At 64.5% G+C, this 16,452-nt stretch carries 13 protein-coding genes and 1 tRNA gene; 4 read left to right on the forward strand and 10 right to left on the reverse strand.

The window, feature by feature from the left end:
- Positions 1 to 139: 139 nt before the first annotated feature.
- The gene (locus K1X74_12050; GenBank protein ID MBX7167053.1) at positions 140 to 367 is read left to right on the forward strand and encodes a response regulator; all 228 of its coding nucleotides are present in this window, start codon (positions 140 to 142) and stop codon (positions 365 to 367) included.
- 99 nt (positions 368 to 466) lie between these two features.
- On the opposite strand, the gene msrP is transcribed toward K1X74_12050, so the two are convergent.
- Genes msrP through K1X74_12070 form a run of 4 tightly spaced genes read right to left on the reverse strand, consistent with a single transcriptional unit; the run spans position 467 to position 5,182 of the window.
- The gene (gene msrP, locus K1X74_12055; protein ID MBX7167054.1) at positions 467 to 1,480 is read right to left on the reverse strand and encodes a protein-methionine-sulfoxide reductase catalytic subunit MsrP; all 1,014 of its coding nucleotides are present in this window, start codon (positions 1,478 to 1,480) and stop codon (positions 467 to 469) included.
- A gap of 19 nt (positions 1,481 to 1,499) precedes the next feature.
- Positions 1,500 to 2,789 (reverse strand): 3-phosphoshikimate 1-carboxyvinyltransferase, encoded by a 1,290-nt coding sequence (gene aroA, locus K1X74_12060; GenBank protein MBX7167055.1) that lies wholly within the window; start codon positions 2,787 to 2,789, stop codon positions 1,500 to 1,502.
- Positions 2,786 to 4,006: a PQQ-like beta-propeller repeat protein gene (locus K1X74_12065; GenBank protein MBX7167056.1), complete on the reverse strand. Its 1,221-nt coding sequence runs from the start codon at positions 4,004 to 4,006 to the stop codon at positions 2,786 to 2,788. Before K1X74_12065 ends, aroA begins: the two co-directional genes overlap by 4 nt.
- 33 nt (positions 4,007 to 4,039) lie before the next feature.
- Positions 4,040 to 5,182 carry a hypothetical protein gene (locus tag K1X74_12070; protein ID MBX7167057.1) on the reverse strand — a complete coding sequence of 381 codons (1,143 nt, stop codon included), beginning with the start codon at positions 5,180 to 5,182 and terminating at the stop codon, positions 4,040 to 4,042.
- A 176-nt stretch (positions 5,183 to 5,358) separates the two neighbouring features.
- On the opposite strand from K1X74_12070, the gene K1X74_12075 reads away from it, so the two are divergent.
- Together K1X74_12075 and K1X74_12080 are read left to right on the forward strand one after the other, a co-directional pair.
- Entirely contained in the window at positions 5,359 to 6,417 is a 1,059-nt protein-coding gene (locus tag K1X74_12075; GenBank protein MBX7167058.1) for an exo-alpha-sialidase, read from the forward strand.
- 109 nt (positions 6,418 to 6,526) lie between these two features.
- Positions 6,527 to 6,599, forward strand: a tRNA-Lys gene (locus K1X74_12080).
- A 56-nt stretch (positions 6,600 to 6,655) separates the two neighbouring features.
- On the opposite strand, the gene K1X74_12085 is transcribed toward K1X74_12080, so the two are convergent.
- The 5 genes from K1X74_12085 to K1X74_12105 form a co-directional block, all read right to left on the reverse strand.
- Positions 6,656 to 8,110 (reverse strand): NAD(P)/FAD-dependent oxidoreductase, encoded by a 1,455-nt coding sequence (locus tag K1X74_12085; protein ID MBX7167059.1) that lies wholly within the window; start codon positions 8,108 to 8,110, stop codon positions 6,656 to 6,658.
- A gap of 1 nt (position 8,111) precedes the next feature.
- Positions 8,112 to 9,749 (reverse strand): DUF3556 domain-containing protein, encoded by a 1,638-nt coding sequence (locus tag K1X74_12090; GenBank protein MBX7167060.1) that lies wholly within the window; start codon positions 9,747 to 9,749, stop codon positions 8,112 to 8,114.
- A 164-nt stretch (positions 9,750 to 9,913) separates the two neighbouring features.
- A complete protein-coding gene (locus K1X74_12095) occupies positions 9,914 to 10,504 on the reverse strand; it encodes a GNAT family N-acetyltransferase (GenBank protein MBX7167061.1) in 591 nt (196 codons plus the stop codon).
- Positions 10,505 to 10,582: 78 nt separating this feature from the next.
- On the reverse strand, positions 10,583 to 13,078 hold the full coding sequence (locus K1X74_12100) for a PAS domain S-box protein (GenBank protein ID MBX7167062.1): 2,496 nt from the start codon (positions 13,076 to 13,078) through the stop codon (positions 10,583 to 10,585).
- A 202-nt stretch (positions 13,079 to 13,280) separates the two neighbouring features.
- The gene (locus K1X74_12105) at positions 13,281 to 13,970 is read right to left on the reverse strand and encodes a class I SAM-dependent methyltransferase (GenBank protein ID MBX7167063.1); all 690 of its coding nucleotides are present in this window, start codon (positions 13,968 to 13,970) and stop codon (positions 13,281 to 13,283) included.
- 162 nt (positions 13,971 to 14,132) lie between these two features.
- On the opposite strand from K1X74_12105, the gene K1X74_12110 reads away from it, so the two are divergent.
- On the forward strand, positions 14,133 to 14,780 hold the full coding sequence (locus K1X74_12110; GenBank protein ID MBX7167064.1) for a hypothetical protein: 648 nt from the start codon (positions 14,133 to 14,135) through the stop codon (positions 14,778 to 14,780).
- On the opposite strand, the gene K1X74_12115 is transcribed toward K1X74_12110, so the two are convergent.
- Positions 14,740 to 16,413, reverse strand: a complete 1,674-nt coding sequence (locus tag K1X74_12115; protein ID MBX7167065.1) for an AMP-binding protein — start codon at positions 16,411 to 16,413, stop codon at positions 14,740 to 14,742. The two genes, K1X74_12110 and K1X74_12115, sit on opposite strands and share 41 nt — an antisense overlap.
- Between the last annotated feature and the right edge of the window lie 39 nt (positions 16,414 to 16,452).

A 16,452-nucleotide genomic window follows, 5' to 3' on the forward strand; every position in this document is an offset into this window, starting at 1 on the left:
AATGGTCCAAATAGGTTTCCAAAAAAGAGCCATTCATATGACCAATTCTTCGGCGGATATACTTGATCGAGCTTGACCGACTCGCTACCATCTTGGTGTCCCAGGGGATTGTGGACAAGAAGGTGGAGGGAGATACCCAATGCGTCGGACAGCTTTCTACCGCCAAGAGTGCCCGACCTGTGGCCGTTCGGCCGAGATCAACGTCGAGTATCTGGGCCGCGGTGTGACTTGCCAGCATTGCCGTAGCCACTTCATCGCCACCGATCCGGATACGATTCGCCTTCGCCAGGGTGAAGAGTCGGCCCTGCTCCAGCGCGCCGAGGCCCTGTTGCGCGAGGCATCGGCACGCATTGGTCTGGCCGGTTAACGGTTCGATGGCCTGGCAAGCTGGTTTCCATTGCCGTTTCCTGTCCGCGGCATCGCTGCGGAGGAGTGCAAGCACGCGTGCTTGAGCGTGCAGGGTTTTTCAGCCGCTTGGATTCGAGCGGTAGAGGCCCGCGACATAGTCGCCATAGCCGTTGAAGAGCTGGGTTACGAATTCTTCGTTCGTTCCCAGCATGCGTTCGGTGTCCTGAGGCCAGGGGCGCGGCACGTCCGGTTCGACGTTCGACTCGAACGGATACGCCTCGGGCATTAGCGTCGACCAGAAAGTCGCTGGCCGTTCGGCGACAAGTTCGATGCGGACGATCGACTTGATCGACTTGTAGCCGTACTTCCAAGGCACGACGAGCCGGATCGGCGCGCCGTGCTGCTTCAACAGCGGGTGTCCATACATCCCCGTGGCTAGAAACGTCAATTCATTGCCTGCCTCATCAAGCGTCAGCCCTTCGGTATATGGCCACGGGGCCTCGGGCATGCGCTCAAAGCCGCCGGCCTGCTCGGGAAGAAAGAACGAAGTGAATCGCACGAAACGCGCCGCGGGCAGGGGATCGACGTCTTTCAACACACGGGCCAAGGGGACTCCGCTCCAGGGAATCGCCATGGCCCAACGCTCGACGCAGCGATGCCGATACTGCCGCTCGCAGGCGGCATCGGCATAGCGGGCAAGAAAATCGTCGATCGGCATGCGCCGCGGCGTCCGGCAGAGACCGTCGATCACCAGTTCCCAGGGCGTCGTCCGAAAGGGCTCGACCAACCTCCACGACGACTTGAACTGCGAGAACTCGTAGAAATTCGTGTAGCGCGCCGCTTCGACCTCGATGGTTTCCGCTCGTCCATACGCGAATCGCTCGTCGCGGCGCAGTGGGTAGGCGACCGGCGCCTTCCCTGGAGCAGCCGGCGTGGGCGCACCGCGCGCGAGAATGTCGGCCGGATCGCCGCGCCACCATTGCCAGCCGGCATAGCCCGCGGCGCCGGTGGCCGCGATCCCGGCCACCGAGAGCCCCGCCGCCCGCAGCCATTTGCGGCGGTGCATCGCGACCGTTTCGGGCGTTTCGGTGCCACCGACCGGATCGAGCGGATTACGGCGGTGAATGAACATCGACTTGGTGCCCGTTAGGTCAATTGACCGTGGCCGCGGTGACGCGCGCCAGATCGGCGAAAAACTCGGGGTACGTTTTCGCCGTGCAGTCCGGGTCGAGAATCTGCACGCCCGGCACCCGCAGTCCCACCAGCGCCAGGCTCATGGCCATGCGATGGTCGCGATAGGTTTCGATCGTGGCGCCCTGCAGGCGCCCCGGCACGATGTGCAGTCCGTCGGGGAATTCGTCGACTTGCGCGCCCAGTTTGCGCAACTCGCGCGCCAAGTCGCCGATGCGATCGGTTTCCTTGTGGCGAATGTGGCCCACGCCGGTGATCGTCGTGGGCCCGTCGGCAAAGCAGGCTACGGCCGCGAGCGTCTGGACGGTATCGCTGATATCGGTCATCCGCGTCGTGATCCCTCGTAGCGGCCGGCCGACGACCGTGATGGAATCGTCCGCGGATTCGATCTGGCAGCCCATCCGGGCCAACTCGTCGACAAACGCCACATCGCCCTGCAGGCTCTTGCGCGACAGCCCTTCGACGGTCATGCGCCCGCCGGTGATCGCAGCCGCGGCAAAAAAATAGCTGGCGGCCGACGCATCAGGCTCGATGGAGTAGTCCCGCGCGCGGTAGGTCCCGGTCGGCACCGAGTAGGTTGCACCGTTGGTCGAGGAGACGTTCACTTCGACTCCAAACTCCCGCATCACGTCCAGTGTCATCTGCACATAGGGTTGCGAAACGAGCGGCCCGGGAACCCGCAGCTCGACCGGAGCACGTGCGTAGGGGGCCGCCATCAGCAGGCCGCTGAGGAACTGGCTGGAAATATCACCGCGAACCGTCGCGGTTCCGCCGGGCAGTCCGTCAGCTTCGATGCAGACGGGCGGGCACAGGTTACCGGTCAGGCTCGTGGCCTTGGCTCCCAATTGCACGAGGGCCTCAAGCAGGTCGCCGACCGGCCGCTCGCGCATCCGGGACACGCCGTCGATTTCATAATGCCCTTTGCCCACCGAGAGCATGGCCGCGAGAAAGCGCATCGTCGTGCCGCTGTTGCCGACGTGCAGGTGGGCCTCGGTGGCAGGGATCTGGCCGCCGGCGCCCTCGACCGAAAATGACCGGGGCAAAGGTCCGGGCGTGATTTTGATCCCCAACTGGCCGAGGGCGGCGATCATGACCTGGGTGTCTTCGCTGTCGAGCGCGCCGCGCAGCGTCGAACTGCCATCGGCCAGCGCCGCGCAGACCAGGGCCCGATTCGTGATGCTTTTCGACCCCGGCGGCCGTATGCGCGCGTCGATCGGCCCCGACGTTCGAACCGTCTCAGTGCGGGTCACGGCGCGGCGATCTTCCACAGGTGCTTTTCGCCCCGGACATAGAGCGCGCCGTCGACGACCGCGGGCGTGCCGAGCAGAGGCTCCCCCAATTCGTTGCTGGCCAGAATCTCGCCCTTCTCCACGCCGACCTGGACGACGTGCACGGTGCCCTTCTCGCTGGCGAAATACAGCCGGTCTTCGGCCGCGACAGGGGTGGCCCAATAGGGTCCGCCGGGCAGACGCAAGGGCCACAGCACTTCGCCGTCGGCTGCACGTCCGCAGATCAACACGCCGGCCCGATTGAGTGCGTAGACCTGGCCCTTGTAGACCACGGGGCTGGCTGCCCCGGGACTCAGCTTCGCGGCTTGCCACAAGACCTCCATGGTCGAGCCCTCGCGCGGCAGCTTGAGCGCCGTGAGGCCCGAGCAGGGGGCGAACAGCACGTCGCCCGCCACGGTGGTCGAAGGAATTGTTTGCGTATCGCCTTCGTAGCGGGCAATTTCTTTGCCGGTCTGCGGATCGAAGATTTCCACCGACTTGCCGGACTGCAACACGACGGCCGAGCGACCATCGGGCATGGTGAGCACGGTTGGCGAGGCCCAATTGGCGTTAGCTGGCCGGGCAATGCGCCAACGGTTCTTGCCGGTGTGCGCGTCGATGCCGGCGGCGAACGAGTCGCCCTGGCATTCGATTTGCACGACGACCACCTGGTCCACCACGACTGGCGATGAAGCCAGGCCCACGTCGTTCGCGGCGTGCGGATAGTCGTGCGTCAGTCCGCGCAGCCACTTCACGTTGCCATCGCGGTCGGTGCAGATCAGATCGTTCGACGAGTAGAAGGCAAAGATGTGTTCGCCGTCGCTGGCCGGCGTGTTCGCCGCCACGGCGCTCGTCGGATGGTGTAGGGTTCGCCCCGTGGCCCAGAACGAGCGCTGCCAGAGCTTTTTGCCCTGTGCCGCGTCGAAGCAGAGGATGTGCAGGTGATCCTGGCGTGGGCCGCTCGAGGCGGTCACCACCACGCGATCGCCGAGCACGATCGGTCCGCAAACTCCGTCGCCGGGCAGCTCGACCTTCCAAGCCACGTTCTTTTTGTCGCCAAACTCGGCGGGCGGGGCCGTGCTGGCGGAAACGCCCGTGTTGTCCGTGCCGCGGAATTGCAGCCAGTCGGCCGCAGGCGCCGCAGCAACGTGCGACAGCCAGGCCGTCAAGATCGCCGCCGAGTAAACCCACCTGCTCATATGCCTGATTCCCTTACCTGGTTTGTCGAATGTTCAGCGATTCGCGGCCACGACCTTGGCCGAAAGAATCCCGCCACCGGTGACATCGCAGACCCGCAGCGAAAAGTCCCAAGTTTGGGCCCAGTCTTCCTTCATCGCGTTTTGGCAAAGCTTGAACAGAATCAGATTGCGGCCCGTTTGCAGCGCCACGCGGGCCACGTATTGATCGAGCTCGTTGCCGGCGTGGTACACCTGGTCGGCCGCCACGAGCTGGCCGTTGACCCACAATTTCGTGGCGTTGGCCGTGCCATAGCGGATCTCGACTTCCATGGCCCGTTCCGAATTGAACTCGGCCAAGGCATAAGCCACGACGGCGCTTTCCTTGCCCAGCACCTTGTTCAGGTCGACCTTGCCGAGCGCTTCACCGGTGGAATGCGCCTGCCATTTGACGGGACCATTCTTCCCGGGCATCTCAGCGTTCAGATCGAGCTTCGCTTCGGGCGGGTAGACCTTGTCGAAACCGGCGCCGTCGGTGTTGTCGAAGGGACCGGCCAGTTGCCAGTTGATCAGGAAACCCAGATGCGTGATCAGGTCGGGCTTGTCACCGAGTTTTTCCAGCTCGGTGGCCAACTGTTGCACCTGATCGAGATCGCGCGAGGCCATGAAGGCCTGGCGGTAAATGGCCACCGCGTTGGGTTTCTTGTCGGCCTTGATCGCCGCTTCTGCCTGCGGAATCAGCCGGTCGATGGCATCGCGACGGAATTCGACGCTGGGGTCTTCGAGCATGCCGGGGATCAAACGGTCCGGCGCCTGGTCATCGACACGGCACAGACATTCATAGGCCACGCGCCGCGCCCGCGGGGAGTGGCGTTGGTTACGCACGAATTCTTCGAGTTGCTGGACCGGCAGCTTTTCACCGCTGTCGAGGGCCTTGTCGGCGACCGCGTCGACGGCCGAGCGAATCCAGTTGGCTGCCAACGGACTGGCTCGGTCGAGCGCGGCCAGGAGCCGGGGCAATTCGCCGGACTTGGTCTGGGCCAGCGTGGCCCACGCGACGCCTGCAGCTTCGTTCCCCTGACCTTCGGTGGCCACGAGGGCGATCTGTGCCACGGCATCGTCCAGCTCGTCGGCCTGGGCCGCGGCAGCGAACCAGACACCCAGGACCAGCGTCAATACGGAGCCAACGAGTCTTCCCATCGACAATTCCCTTCAACAGCGGGGCGAGCGTTTTTGTCGCACGGCGAGCATTCTAGTGGAGCAGCCGCCCGGCGGAAACGGCCCTGCCGGGCGGTACCGCTCGTCTCATCGTCGGCGCCAGGTTATTCTCGGGGCCAGGGGTGGCCACGCTTAGCGGGAAAGGACCCTGGATACACATGGTGAAGACGGCCGGGATGTTCGTACTTGCGGGACTGTTCTTCGTTCCGGCGATGGCCGGAGAGGTGCAGGTCCAGCGCGTGTTCGGGTCCGAGGCGCCGGGGCCCTATAAGCACCCTGCTTCGATTACCGAGTTGGCCGGCGGCGACTTGTACATCGCCTATTACGGCGGCGAAGGCGAGTATGCCCGGGACACGGCCGTGTACGGGTCGCGCCTGGCCAAGGGCAGCCAGCAATGGACGGCGCCGGTCGTGATCGCCGATACGCCGTTTCGCTCAGAGGGGAACGCCGTGGTCTGGCAGGCCCCCGATGGGCTGGTCTGGTTGTTCTACGTCGTGCGATTCGGCGACACGTGGTCGAGTTCGCGGATCAATTTCAAGATCTCACGCGATGGCGCGCAGACCTGGTCCGATCCTGCGCTGTTGACGCTCGAAGAGGGCACCATGGTGCGCGGGCGTCCGCTCGCCTTGGCCGACGGCGACTACCTATTGCCGGTCTACCACGAGACCGGGCACGACATCGAAAAGGTCGGCCCCGACACGTCGTCTTACTTTCTGCGCTTTCATCCTGCCGATCAAACCTGGACGGAGAGCCAACGCATCGAGTCGCGGCTAGGTAACCTGCAACCGGCTGCGGCCGAATTGAGCCCTGGCCATCTCGTGGCCTACTGCCGGCGCGGCGGCGGTTACGATCCGATTCCCGATGGTTTCATCGTCCGGAGCGAATCGCACGACGGCGGGCGCACCTGGAGCAAAGGCGAAGACACGAAGTTTCCCAACCCTAATGCCGCGGTCGATTTCTTGCGGCTGGCGAGCGGAAACCTGCTGCTGGTGTACAACGACAGCATGACCGATCGCACGCCGTTGACCGTGGCGTTGTCAACCGACGGCGACCGGAGCTATCCCCATCGCCGCAACATTGCCGTGGGGCCCTACGACTATGCGTATCCGTACGTCATTCAAGCCGCCGACGGCCGCATTCTGCTCGTCTACACGTCCCACGAGCGAACGGTGATCAATCTGGCGACTTTTGACGAGTCGGCCTTGCTTCAGAAATAGCGTGGTGGGGCTTCAGAAACAGCGCAGCGGGCAGATCGCTGTGACTGCTGCAGCGGCAGGCCCTTGACGCTCACGGCGCGTAGGGCGAGACTCACCTGCAGCAGCTTGCGAGATCGTAGCTCAGTCGGTAGAGCATGGCACTTTTAATGCCAGGGTCGTGGGTTCGAGTCCCACCGGTCTCATTCGCTTTTTACAAGAGTTTGCGCGACCAAGGCAGCTTCGAGAGGCCCAGCCGCGTTCAATCGGCGCGCAACCGCGACACGCGGAATCTCGACAGCCGCCGCAACGCCGTCTGCGCGGCATGGTAGCCGCACATCCCATGCACGCCGCCGCCCGGGGGCGTTGACGCCGAGCAAATCAACACGCGCGGGTTGGGGGTCGTATACGGATCGAGATTCCATCGCGCCACGGGGCGCGTGAACAATTGCGACCAGTCGGCCACTCCGCCGGTGACGGCACCGCCCACAAAATTCGGGTTGTACTGCTCGAAGTCGGCACACGTGGTCGTTCGCCTGGCCAGGATGCAATCGCGAAAGCCGGGCGCGAACCGTTCGATCTGCCGCTCCACGACGTCGGTCAAGTCGACCGTGGAACCCGACGGCACGTGACAATACGCCCAGCCGGTGTGCTGGCCTTGCGGCGCGCGCGATCGATCGAACTCGCTTTGCTGACTCACGAGCAGATACGGACGCTCGGGATGCTCGCCGCGCCAGACGGCCGCTTCGGCCGCGGCGATTTCTTCCAGCGTGCCGCCGAGATGCACCGTCGAGGCTTCTAAGCAGCGCGAATCACGCCAGGGGATCGACCGGGACAGCGCGAAGTCGAGCTTGAACGTGCCAGGGCCATACCGGTAACGACGCAGCCGCCGCACGTAGCTTGGCGGCAACACCGGTTCGCCGATCGTCGCCAGTTGTGCAGGGCTAGTGTCGAACAAATACAGCCGCGCGGCGGGCAGGTCGTCGAGCGATTGTACGCACGTGCCGGTTTGCGTCCGTCCGCCGAGCGCAGCCAGCAAGCTGGCCAGCGCACGGCTGATCGACGCCGAACCTCCCGCGGCGACCGGCCAGTTCTCGACGTGGCCTGTGATCAGAAACATCAGCGCCAAGGCGGCCGTGAACGGATGCTCCAGTGGCTGAATCGCGTGTCCCGCGCAGCCGGCCAACAACGCCCGCGCGCGATCGCCGCGAAAACGTCGGGCCAGAGATGTGGTCGAGCGGATCGCCTGCAGCCCAAAGCGCAGCATTAAGAGGGGATGGCGGGGCATGCCCAGCGGGGCCAAGGCGTCGCGCAGCAACCCGTGCGGATTGCCCAAGAACGGTTCGACCATCCGGCGATAGGTCGCCGCGTCGACCGGGTCGAGGTTGGCGATCGTCTCGTCGAGCGACCGCCGTAGCAGCACCGCCGGACCGTCGTCCAAAGGATGCGCTACCGACGCCGGAGGGCAGATCCAGTGCAAGCCGTGCTCGGCCAGCGGCAAGGTCCGCAAGTAGGGCGACAAGATGCCCATCGGGTGCACGGCCGAGCACACGTCGTGGTGAAAGCCGGGCAGGGTCAACTCGGCCGTTCGAGTGCCGCCGCCCAAGTCGTCGCGCGCTTCGAGCACGACCACCGCGGCGCCGGCCTGTGCCAGGGCCACGGCGGCGGACAGCCCATTGGGACCGGAACCGATGATCACCACGTCGGGCTCGGTCACGTCATTCCCACGGTTGCCGGTGGCGGAGCGTAGCGATATCGAGCGCGCCTTGCTCGATTTGGCCGTCGTGCGCATCGACGATGCGATAGGCCAGCGTCCGGCCGACGAGGGATTGCGCTTCGATCAGGATGCAGCGCAGCTCGCCGGACTCGAAATGGCACTGCTGCTGAATGGCCTGGATCAGGGGCTCCCCATGCAAATGGCCGTCGCCGAAGTTCCAGCCCAAGACGATGCCGCAGATGATTTCGCCGTCCATGTACTCGTAGTCTTGCAGCCGATCGACCGCCCGGGGAATCAGGTCGGCCAAGGCGCGGCCATGCAGGTGCATCAATCGAAAGCCCATCACCATGCCCACCAGCCCGACGGCCGACGAACGATTGTAGAAACGCTCGAGTTGATCGTAGACCCAGGGTGACGACTTGGTGAGCTGGTCGAGCTTGCGATAGCTGTCGCCTCGGAACAGCCACACGCCATAGGGCCAGTTGCCCGCGTAGTAGCGCATCGACAGCAAGAACGACACGCGCTCGGGAAACAAGTTGCCGACCAGCGGCACCAGCACCAGCGCCACCAGCAGCAACGCCGCCAGCGGCGCCGATCGCAGATCGAGCGGCGACACCTCGGGGTGCGCCCAGAATAGCGCAAAGCCGCTATAGACCACCAGGAAATTCCATTCGATTGGCACCGCCATCGGCACGTTGCTGGTGATATACACGTGCAGCATCAACATCAGAACCATGCCCAGCTTGAGCCCGAACTCGCCGGGAACGAAGGCCAAGGTCAACGGCACCGAGAATTCGAGCGCCGCGCCGAAATGTGCTAGCGCCACGGCCAACCGCGAGGGCCGCAGATCGTCGGGATAGTGGGCGTACATCCGGCGCCGCAACCACGCGAACCGCGTGAACGGGCTGTTGCTGGTCATGACGCAAACCACCGTCGGGAAATGGTGGTTCAGCTTCGATACGCCGGCCCAGAACCACAGCGCCAGTTGCACGCACTTGGCCCCCGCGATCCAGTTGCTCGACAACAGGAAGCACAGTGTGACGGTCCAGAAGTGCTCCGCACGCAGGGCCAGGAACACGGTTTGATCGGCCAGGCCCAGCACAGGTACGAGCAATGCGATCGGCAACAAATGCTCGACGGCCAGCGCAGGGGCGACCAGCGCGCGCAGCAGGCAAACGATCAGCGCCAGGTACAAGGCGACGTCGATCCAGGTCCGCCGGTTGCCGCCCAGTCCCGGCAGGCCGGCGAAGAAGGGACGCTTCAGCGTGCCCGGCCGCAGAAAATACAACGCGCCGCCAATCGGCGGAAAATAACGGCCGGTGAGCGGTCCGCTGCCGCAGCCCAGACCGAGCCCCTCGAACAGCATGCTCCACAGGATCGCCTTCTGAAACGCCAGCGGCTCGAGCCACCATGAGCTGAACGTGGTCCAACCGCCCAGACTCGGCGACCACGAGCAGAAATAGATCCAGGCGCCGATGTATGCGGCGATCTTGAGGGCATAGACGAAATAGATGGCCAGCGGGGCCCCGTATCCCTGCAACGCCCAGGCGCGGCACACCTGTTGCGCACGCTCGCGGAAGGGAAGCTTGACCCATTCCAGCGGGTCGTAAGGCAATGGCGTTGGTTTGAGCAGGCCCATGAGGCAGCCTCGAACCCTGACGATGAATTGGCCGCCGCAATCCCCGCAGGCGATCGAAACACGGCGGCCGCGAGGGCCTTAGTTGAGCATGCCCGCTGGCCGGAGGGAACGGCACCAGCGGCTGCCTCGCCCAGGTTGCGCCCGGTGCGCCGCGGCCGGCTTGCCTAGCCTGGTTGCAGTCGAGCTGCCAGCCGCTGTTTGACGGTCGGCCATTCGCGATCGATGACACTGAAATAGACGCTGTCGCGGCGCCGGCCGCCGGGGCAAAGCATGTGCTGGCGAAAGGTGCCTTCTTCTTTGGCCCCGATCCGCAACAGCGCCGCTCGCGACGCCGTGTTCAGGGCATCGGTCTTGAATTCGACGCGCATGCAGCCCAGTTGCTCGAAACAGTGCGTCAGCTGCAGGAGTTTCGCTTCGGTGTTGCAACCGGACCGCTGCCAGGCGGGCGCCAGCCAGGTTCCGCCGATTTCCAGCCGAAAGTGGGCCGGCTCGATGGCGAGAAAGCTCGTTCCACCGACGACGCGACCCGAGGCCAAATCGCGGGTTGCAAACGGCACGATCTTGCCTTCGGCGGCGAACGCCAGGCACCCCTGCAGGTACAGAGTCAGAGTCTCCGGCGTGTCGATTTGCCAAGGAAACCAGCGAAAGATATCGCCCGACAGGCCCACTTCGAGCCATTCGGGCAGATGCTCGATGGTCAGCGGCTCCAATTGCACATGGCGTCCGACGAGGGTGACCGGCTCAACTTGCATCATGCCAATAAGACTAACAACAGCCGCGGTGGGCAAAAACCTTCAAGGGGGCGCTCCGCGGCTGGGACAGTGCCGCGCGCGTCACGGACCTGCTCTACCAGGGTCTGGCTGCACCGGGTGCACCGCCGCGGCCCGTGACAGGCCCAGGTCGCCGGTAGCGCCCAGGTGTGGGGCCCCGGCCGTCGTGTGCTCGCGGTCGTGTCCATCGCGCGTCGCTCGCGGCGCGATTTCGCGCACAAACACGAACGCGGCTCGTCCCGTGGTCGGCGCTACGCGGGCCTCGTAGCGTCGGACTCCGTCGGCCTCGGGAAGATCGTATTCGATCACTTGCAACCTGCCCGTTTCGATCGCGCGTTCGATGGCATGTAGTCCGGCCTCGGCGACGGAGTGGGGCAGCACTTCGCTCAGGCGGCGTCCCTGAAACTGCGCCGCCGGCACATGCGGCGCGAGCCCCTCGGCGGGCACGTAATCGTCGAGCGTGCCGTCGTAGCGCACGCGGAAGACCATGTCGGGCAAGGCCGCGACCAGATCCGCGAACCGGGATTCGGCCTCGCGACGGGCGGCATCGGCGCGAATTGTCTCGGTGACGTCCTCGGCCAGGGCGATCCGGCGCGGCCCTGACGGACCATTCGTGCGCGCGATGTCGGCGACGAATCGCACCCATTTTTCCTGACCACTGCGGGTGACAACTCGCAAGGTGATGCCGTTGAACTGGCGGTGCACCACGCCGGCGAGCACCGCTTGAAAGGCGCGCTCCAACTCGACGGGATCGAAAAGCTGGTGCCAATTCTGGCCGCGGAGAATGTTGCCGTCGGTGTCCTCGGCCATCTCGCGCGCCTTCGGGTTGGCATAGACGATGTTGCCCGGGTCGCCTTCACCGATGATGATGCCGATGGGCGCCGAAACGATCGTCGAACGAAACATTTCCTCGCTCGTTCGCAATCGCTCTTCGGCATCGTGCCGGTCGGTCACGTCGCGCGAGTCCGTGACGTATTCGATCTGCCCGGTCTCCTCGTTGATGATTCGCCGACCGTAGCATTCGATCCAACGGATTTCGCCCCGTTTGTTCATGGCACGGAACGTGAATCGCAGGTGCTCGGACCGCGCCTCTTGTTCGGCCATGCTGGCGCGCACTTGCTCGTGATCGTCCGGATGGACCACTTCAAAGGGGGACCGGCCCACGATGTCCTCGGGATCGTAGCCATACATCCCTTTGCACGAAGGCGAGATATACAGCACGGTGCCGTCCGCCGCGTGGCGCGCGATGACGTCGGACGAATGGTCGGCCAACAACCGGTACAGCCGCTCGCGCTCGGCCAGCGTCGCCTCGGCGAGCATCCGGTCGCGAATCGCCCGTTCCAGGGCATCGACGCAGGGCAATTCGACGACGACCCGCGTGCCTTGACCAGGGGCCGATTGGATCGAGGCATGGCCCAAGAGTGCCGACGCGCGGTCGAAGATTCCGCGCATGCCGAACCGCCCGGTGCTTGGCGCTTCGAAAGGGAAAAGGAAGCCGACGCCGTTGTCGCGGACCTCGAGTTGCATGGTTTCCGCGCCGATGTCCAGGTGCAGCCAAGCCTGGCTCGCGCGGCTGTGGCGCCGGATGTTCTGCAACGATTCCTGGGCGATGCGGTAGATCGTGCCTTCGATGAGGGGCGACAAACGCCGGCCGTCGCCCTGGTGAACAAATTCGACCGGGCAGCCGTCGGCCTCGAGATGTTCGGCAACCAGGTAGCGCAGGCCTTCGATCAGCCCCTGTTCGTCGAGAATGGGGGGCCGCATGCCGCTGATCACGTTCCGCGAATCGTGCAGGGCACGGCGGATCTGGCCCAAGGCCATCACGAACTGTTCCAGCGCCTCCGGCGGGATCTCCGGGCACAACGAGCGGGCCGCCTCGAGCTGAAACAACGCGCCGGTGAGCAGTTGCACGGGCCCGTCGTGAATGTCGTAGGCCAGGATCTGGCGATCACGATCATGCGCGGCCAGCAATCCCTCGAGCACGCGCTGTTGACCGCGCAGTTTTTCCGCCGTTTGCGAGCCGCGTTCGATTTCGGCCTGCAGGCGACTGTTCGTGGCTTCCAGCGCGGCCGTACGCTCGACGACGCGTTGTTCGAGGATTTCGGCGCTCGATTGCAGCGCGGCCTCGCTCTCGGCGCGGCGCAAGGCGTCGTTGCGCTGTTCCCAACCGAAAAGGTAAAGGTACGACAACCCATACGCACCGAGCACGAGCACCACGTCGGCCAGCGGCTGCAACACGAGCCGCTTGAACGACGTCCCGACCATGAGGCCCCCGTCGCCGAACAGCCAGTATTCGCCGGAGCCGGCGGCCAATTGCACGGCCATCAGCAGGACACCGGTCGTGCAGACGATCACCCGGTCATAGCGATAGATGCGATGCCGGAAGACCACGGCAATCGCCGTCAACACGAGCACGGCCGCGGCCGCGGCATCGAGCACGTAGCGCACCGGGAAGAACGGCACGCCCCCGGCAGCACAGAGAGTGCTCGTGGCCGACAGCGCCAGACAGATCGCAAACGTGATGCCCAGCGCGCGTTGTGTCGTTCGGGGTTCGGACATGCGCGCGGGCCTACGGGGTACCGGCCGAGCAAGACCGGCGGATTTGACCTCGACGGATCAATACATGAGCATAAGTCGAGTTAAGAATGATGAAAGTGTTTGGCCTCGCGGAACGCGCGTTCCGCTCCCTTTCTGGCCCGAAGGAGGGGTTCGAGAGAAGACCATCGTGGGATGGGATCGCGCCGTTCGCGCTGCGCGAGATTCAGGGACGCCGCAACACGGCATAACACTGCGGCGAAATTCCGCGCGCGACATGGATAAACCGGTCCACGCGTAAACCGACCGCACGGGCATCCGCGGCAAATACCTGAGCAGCGATGGGAATTCGATCGGACGGCGTCGTACCTCGCAGCCGATGGCGTGCCCAGAATCGCCAGGCGCCCATCGAGGACCGGTGAAAGAAGGACGCCACGATCGTGCCACGGCAGACGCGTGCTAATTCGTTGAGCACCCCGACGCGTGCGGCCGATTCGGAAAAGTGGTGGAATAATCGATTGCAGATCACGGCGTCGAATGCATCGCCGGCAAAAGGCAGGGCGAGCGCGTCGGCCGCCAGCAGTCGCGGTCCGAACGCCCGCGGTTGAGCTTCGTCCAAAGTGCGATCGGTCGCCGCGGCGCGGTGCAGCATGGGAAGCGAGAAGTCGGCCGCGATCACGTCGAACCCGCGCTTGGTGAGCAGTTCGAGCAAGCGTCCTGATCCGCACGGCATGTCGAGCACCCGGGCGCCGCGCGGCACTCTGGACAGCCCTTGGAGAATGCAGGCCTGCTCGCGGCGATCGCGCGCCGTCGGGCGCCAGCGGTCGGGGTAGCGCCTCGCGGTGGCCGCGGCGCTAAAGCGAGCCCGGGTAGCGAGGTACGACGGAGCGGCGTGCGCAGCTTTGGTGGCGGTCATACGGCCCGGTTTACGCCGAAGCTCGCGGGGCGGGCAAGTCCGGTTTGTCCTTGTCGAAGCGCTCTCGACGCGGATGGCCACGACGGGTTATTCATGCCTGCGGTCGCTATGGCGGCGAAGGTTGCTAGCACTGCAGTCGGCCAGCCGGCCGAGGAGCGAGGTATGCCGTCGAGTTGGGTCAAGCTGCTGGAACGACGTTGGATGCTGATGGTGGGCGTAGCGATCGCGCTGCTCGTGATCGCCGCGGTCCTCCATCAACGGCATCGCTACAAGCATTTCGCCGTACACGAACCGAATCGCGTCTACCGTTCCGCGTGGCTCGAGTCGGACGTCTACGCCGAGCTGATCCGCAAGTACAAGATCAAGACGGTCGTCAATCTTTGTTACCCGGGCGAAATGGGCGATCGTAATTTGAGCGAACGCAGGGCCGTCGAAGGTGCGGGCGCAAAACTGATCGAGTTGCCGTTTCCGCCGAACGACACCTGGAACGTCGACTACGACAGCGTCGAACGGATGGAACAGATACTCGACGACCCGGCGACTTATCCCGTCTGGATTCATTGCCAACACGGCCGCGAGCGAACCGTGAAGGCACTGGCAATCTACGACATCCGCGAGCGGCACTTGTCGGCGCGGCAATCGCTGGAGTCGATGCCGTTGTTCGACGATCCGCATCCCTGGCCGATCGTCACGTTTGCCTACAACTACGAATCGAAGATGCGCGACGTGCGCAAACACGAGTCGCTCGCGCGCCATCCCGAGCAGCCGGCTATGCCGTCTCCGGCTCGCTCAGTCCCAAGTCGGCGATAACGCACTCGCGGATTTTGAATTTCTGAATCTTGCCGGTCACGGTCTGGGGAAATTCTGCGACCAGCTGCACGTAGCGCGGCACCTTGTAGTGTGCCAAGGCCAGACGGCAGTATTCACGCAGCTCGTCGGGCAGGGCGCTGGCACCCGGCTTGAGCTTGACCCAGGCGCACAATTCCTCGCCGTACTTCGCGTCGGGCACGCCCACGACGGCCACCTGTTCGACGGCCGGATGGCGAAACAGATACTCTTCGATCTCGCGGGGATAGATGTTCTCCCCGCCACGGATGACCATGTCTTTCAATCGGCCGGTGATGCGGTAATAGCCGTTCGGCAGCCGCGTAGCCAGGTCCCCGGTGTGCAGCCAACCTTCGGCGTCGATCGCCTTCTGGCTGGCGACCGGGTCCTGATAGTAACCGCTCATCACGGCGTGCCCGCGGGCACATAGCTCGCCTTGCTCGTGTTCGCTGAGTTCTTGACCCGACTCGGGATCGACGAGCTTGACCTCCAAGCCGGGTAGCGGCATTCCCACGGTTTCGACGCGCAGCTCGAGCGGGTCGTCCCAGGCGGTCTGCGTGATCACGGGCGAGGCCTCAGTCTGACCATAGGCGATCGTGACTTCGCGCACTCCCATCTTGTCGACGACCTGGCGCATGATCTCGATCGGGCAGGGGCTGCCGGCCATGATTCCCGAGCGCAGGCTCGTCAGGTCGCGCCGCGGGAACGAGGCGTCCTGGAGCTGCGCGATGAACATGGTGGGCACGCCGTAGAGCGTCGTGGCGCGTTCGCGTTCAACGGCGTCGAGCGTGGCGGCCGGCTCGAAGTATTCGGCCGGGATGATCATCGTCGCGCCATGGACGACGGCGCACATGGTCCCCATCGAGCAGCCGAAACAATGGTAAAACGGCACCGGGATGCACATTCGATCCGCCGCGCTCATTCGCTGCCGCTGGCCGACGTAATACGAGTTCAACAGCAAATTGCGGTGCGACAGCATCGCCGCCTTGGGGAATCCAGTCGTGCCCGAGGTGTATTGAATGTTGATCGTCTGTTCGGGAGTCAGTTCCCGAGAGGCCTGCTCGAGGTCGCGTCGATCGATCATCCGTCCCCGATCGAGCAACTCGTGCCAGGGCAGGACACCGGCAGGTGCCGCGCCGCGCAGCGCCCCGACCGCCCTCAACCGCGGAAAACGCTCGCTTTGCAAATCTCCTGGCAAACTATGGGGCAGCTCGGGACATACCTCGCGGAGCATGGCCAAGTAGTCCGAGCTTTTGAACCGGTCGACCAGGAACAATGCCACGGCATCGCTTTGCCGCAACACGAAGTCGAGTTCGAAGGAGCGATACGCCGGATTGATCGTGACCAGCACGGCGCCGATCCGCGCGGTGGCGAACTGCAGAATGACCCACTCCGGGACGTTCGTGCCCCAGACGGCGACGTGTTCGCCGCGGCGCACGTCGAGGGCCAGCAACCCCTTGGCTGCCTCGTAGACCAATCGATCGAATTCCGCGTAAGTGGCCCGCAGTCCTGCCTGTGAGAATACCAGCGCTTCCTGGTCCCCATGCCGTGCCACGGTTTGGGCAAACACCTGCGGAATCGTGAGCCCTTCGACCCACGGTGGGCGATCATCGATCATCGGCGCGTTCCCGTCGGGCCGAAACTCATTCCCCCGAAG

The organism is Pirellulales bacterium, assembly GCA_019694435.1.
In the GTDB taxonomy this organism is placed as follows: Bacteria; Planctomycetota; Planctomycetia; order Pirellulales; family JAEUIK01; genus JAIBBZ01.

Excerpts from the sequence above, each read along its gene's own strand:
- K1X74_12050 (MBX7167053.1), top strand. The coding sequence starts at position 140 with ATGCGTCGGACAGCTTTCTACCGCCAAGAGTGCCCGACCTGTGGCCGT.
- msrP (MBX7167054.1), bottom strand. The coding sequence starts at position 1,480 with ATGTTCATTCACCGCCGTAATCCGCTCGATCCGGTCGGTGGCACCGAA.
- K1X74_12065 (MBX7167056.1), bottom strand. The coding sequence starts at position 4,006 with ATGAGCAGGTGGGTTTACTCGGCGGCGATCTTGACGGCCTGGCTGTCG.
- K1X74_12070 (MBX7167057.1), bottom strand. The coding sequence starts at position 5,182 with ATGGGAAGACTCGTTGGCTCCGTATTGACGCTGGTCCTGGGTGTCTGG.
- K1X74_12075 (MBX7167058.1), top strand. The coding sequence starts at position 5,359 with ATGGTGAAGACGGCCGGGATGTTCGTACTTGCGGGACTGTTCTTCGTT.
- K1X74_12090 (MBX7167060.1), bottom strand. The coding sequence starts at position 9,749 with ATGGGCCTGCTCAAACCAACGCCATTGCCTTACGACCCGCTGGAATGG.
- K1X74_12095 (MBX7167061.1), bottom strand. The coding sequence starts at position 10,504 with ATGATGCAAGTTGAGCCGGTCACCCTCGTCGGACGCCATGTGCAATTG.
- K1X74_12100 (MBX7167062.1), bottom strand. The coding sequence starts at position 13,078 with ATGTCCGAACCCCGAACGACACAACGCGCGCTGGGCATCACGTTTGCG.
- K1X74_12105 (MBX7167063.1), bottom strand. The coding sequence starts at position 13,970 with ATGACCGCCACCAAAGCTGCGCACGCCGCTCCGTCGTACCTCGCTACC.
- K1X74_12110 (MBX7167064.1), top strand. The coding sequence starts at position 14,133 with ATGCCGTCGAGTTGGGTCAAGCTGCTGGAACGACGTTGGATGCTGATG.
- K1X74_12115 (MBX7167065.1), bottom strand. The coding sequence starts at position 16,413 with ATGATCGATGATCGCCCACCGTGGGTCGAAGGGCTCACGATTCCGCAG.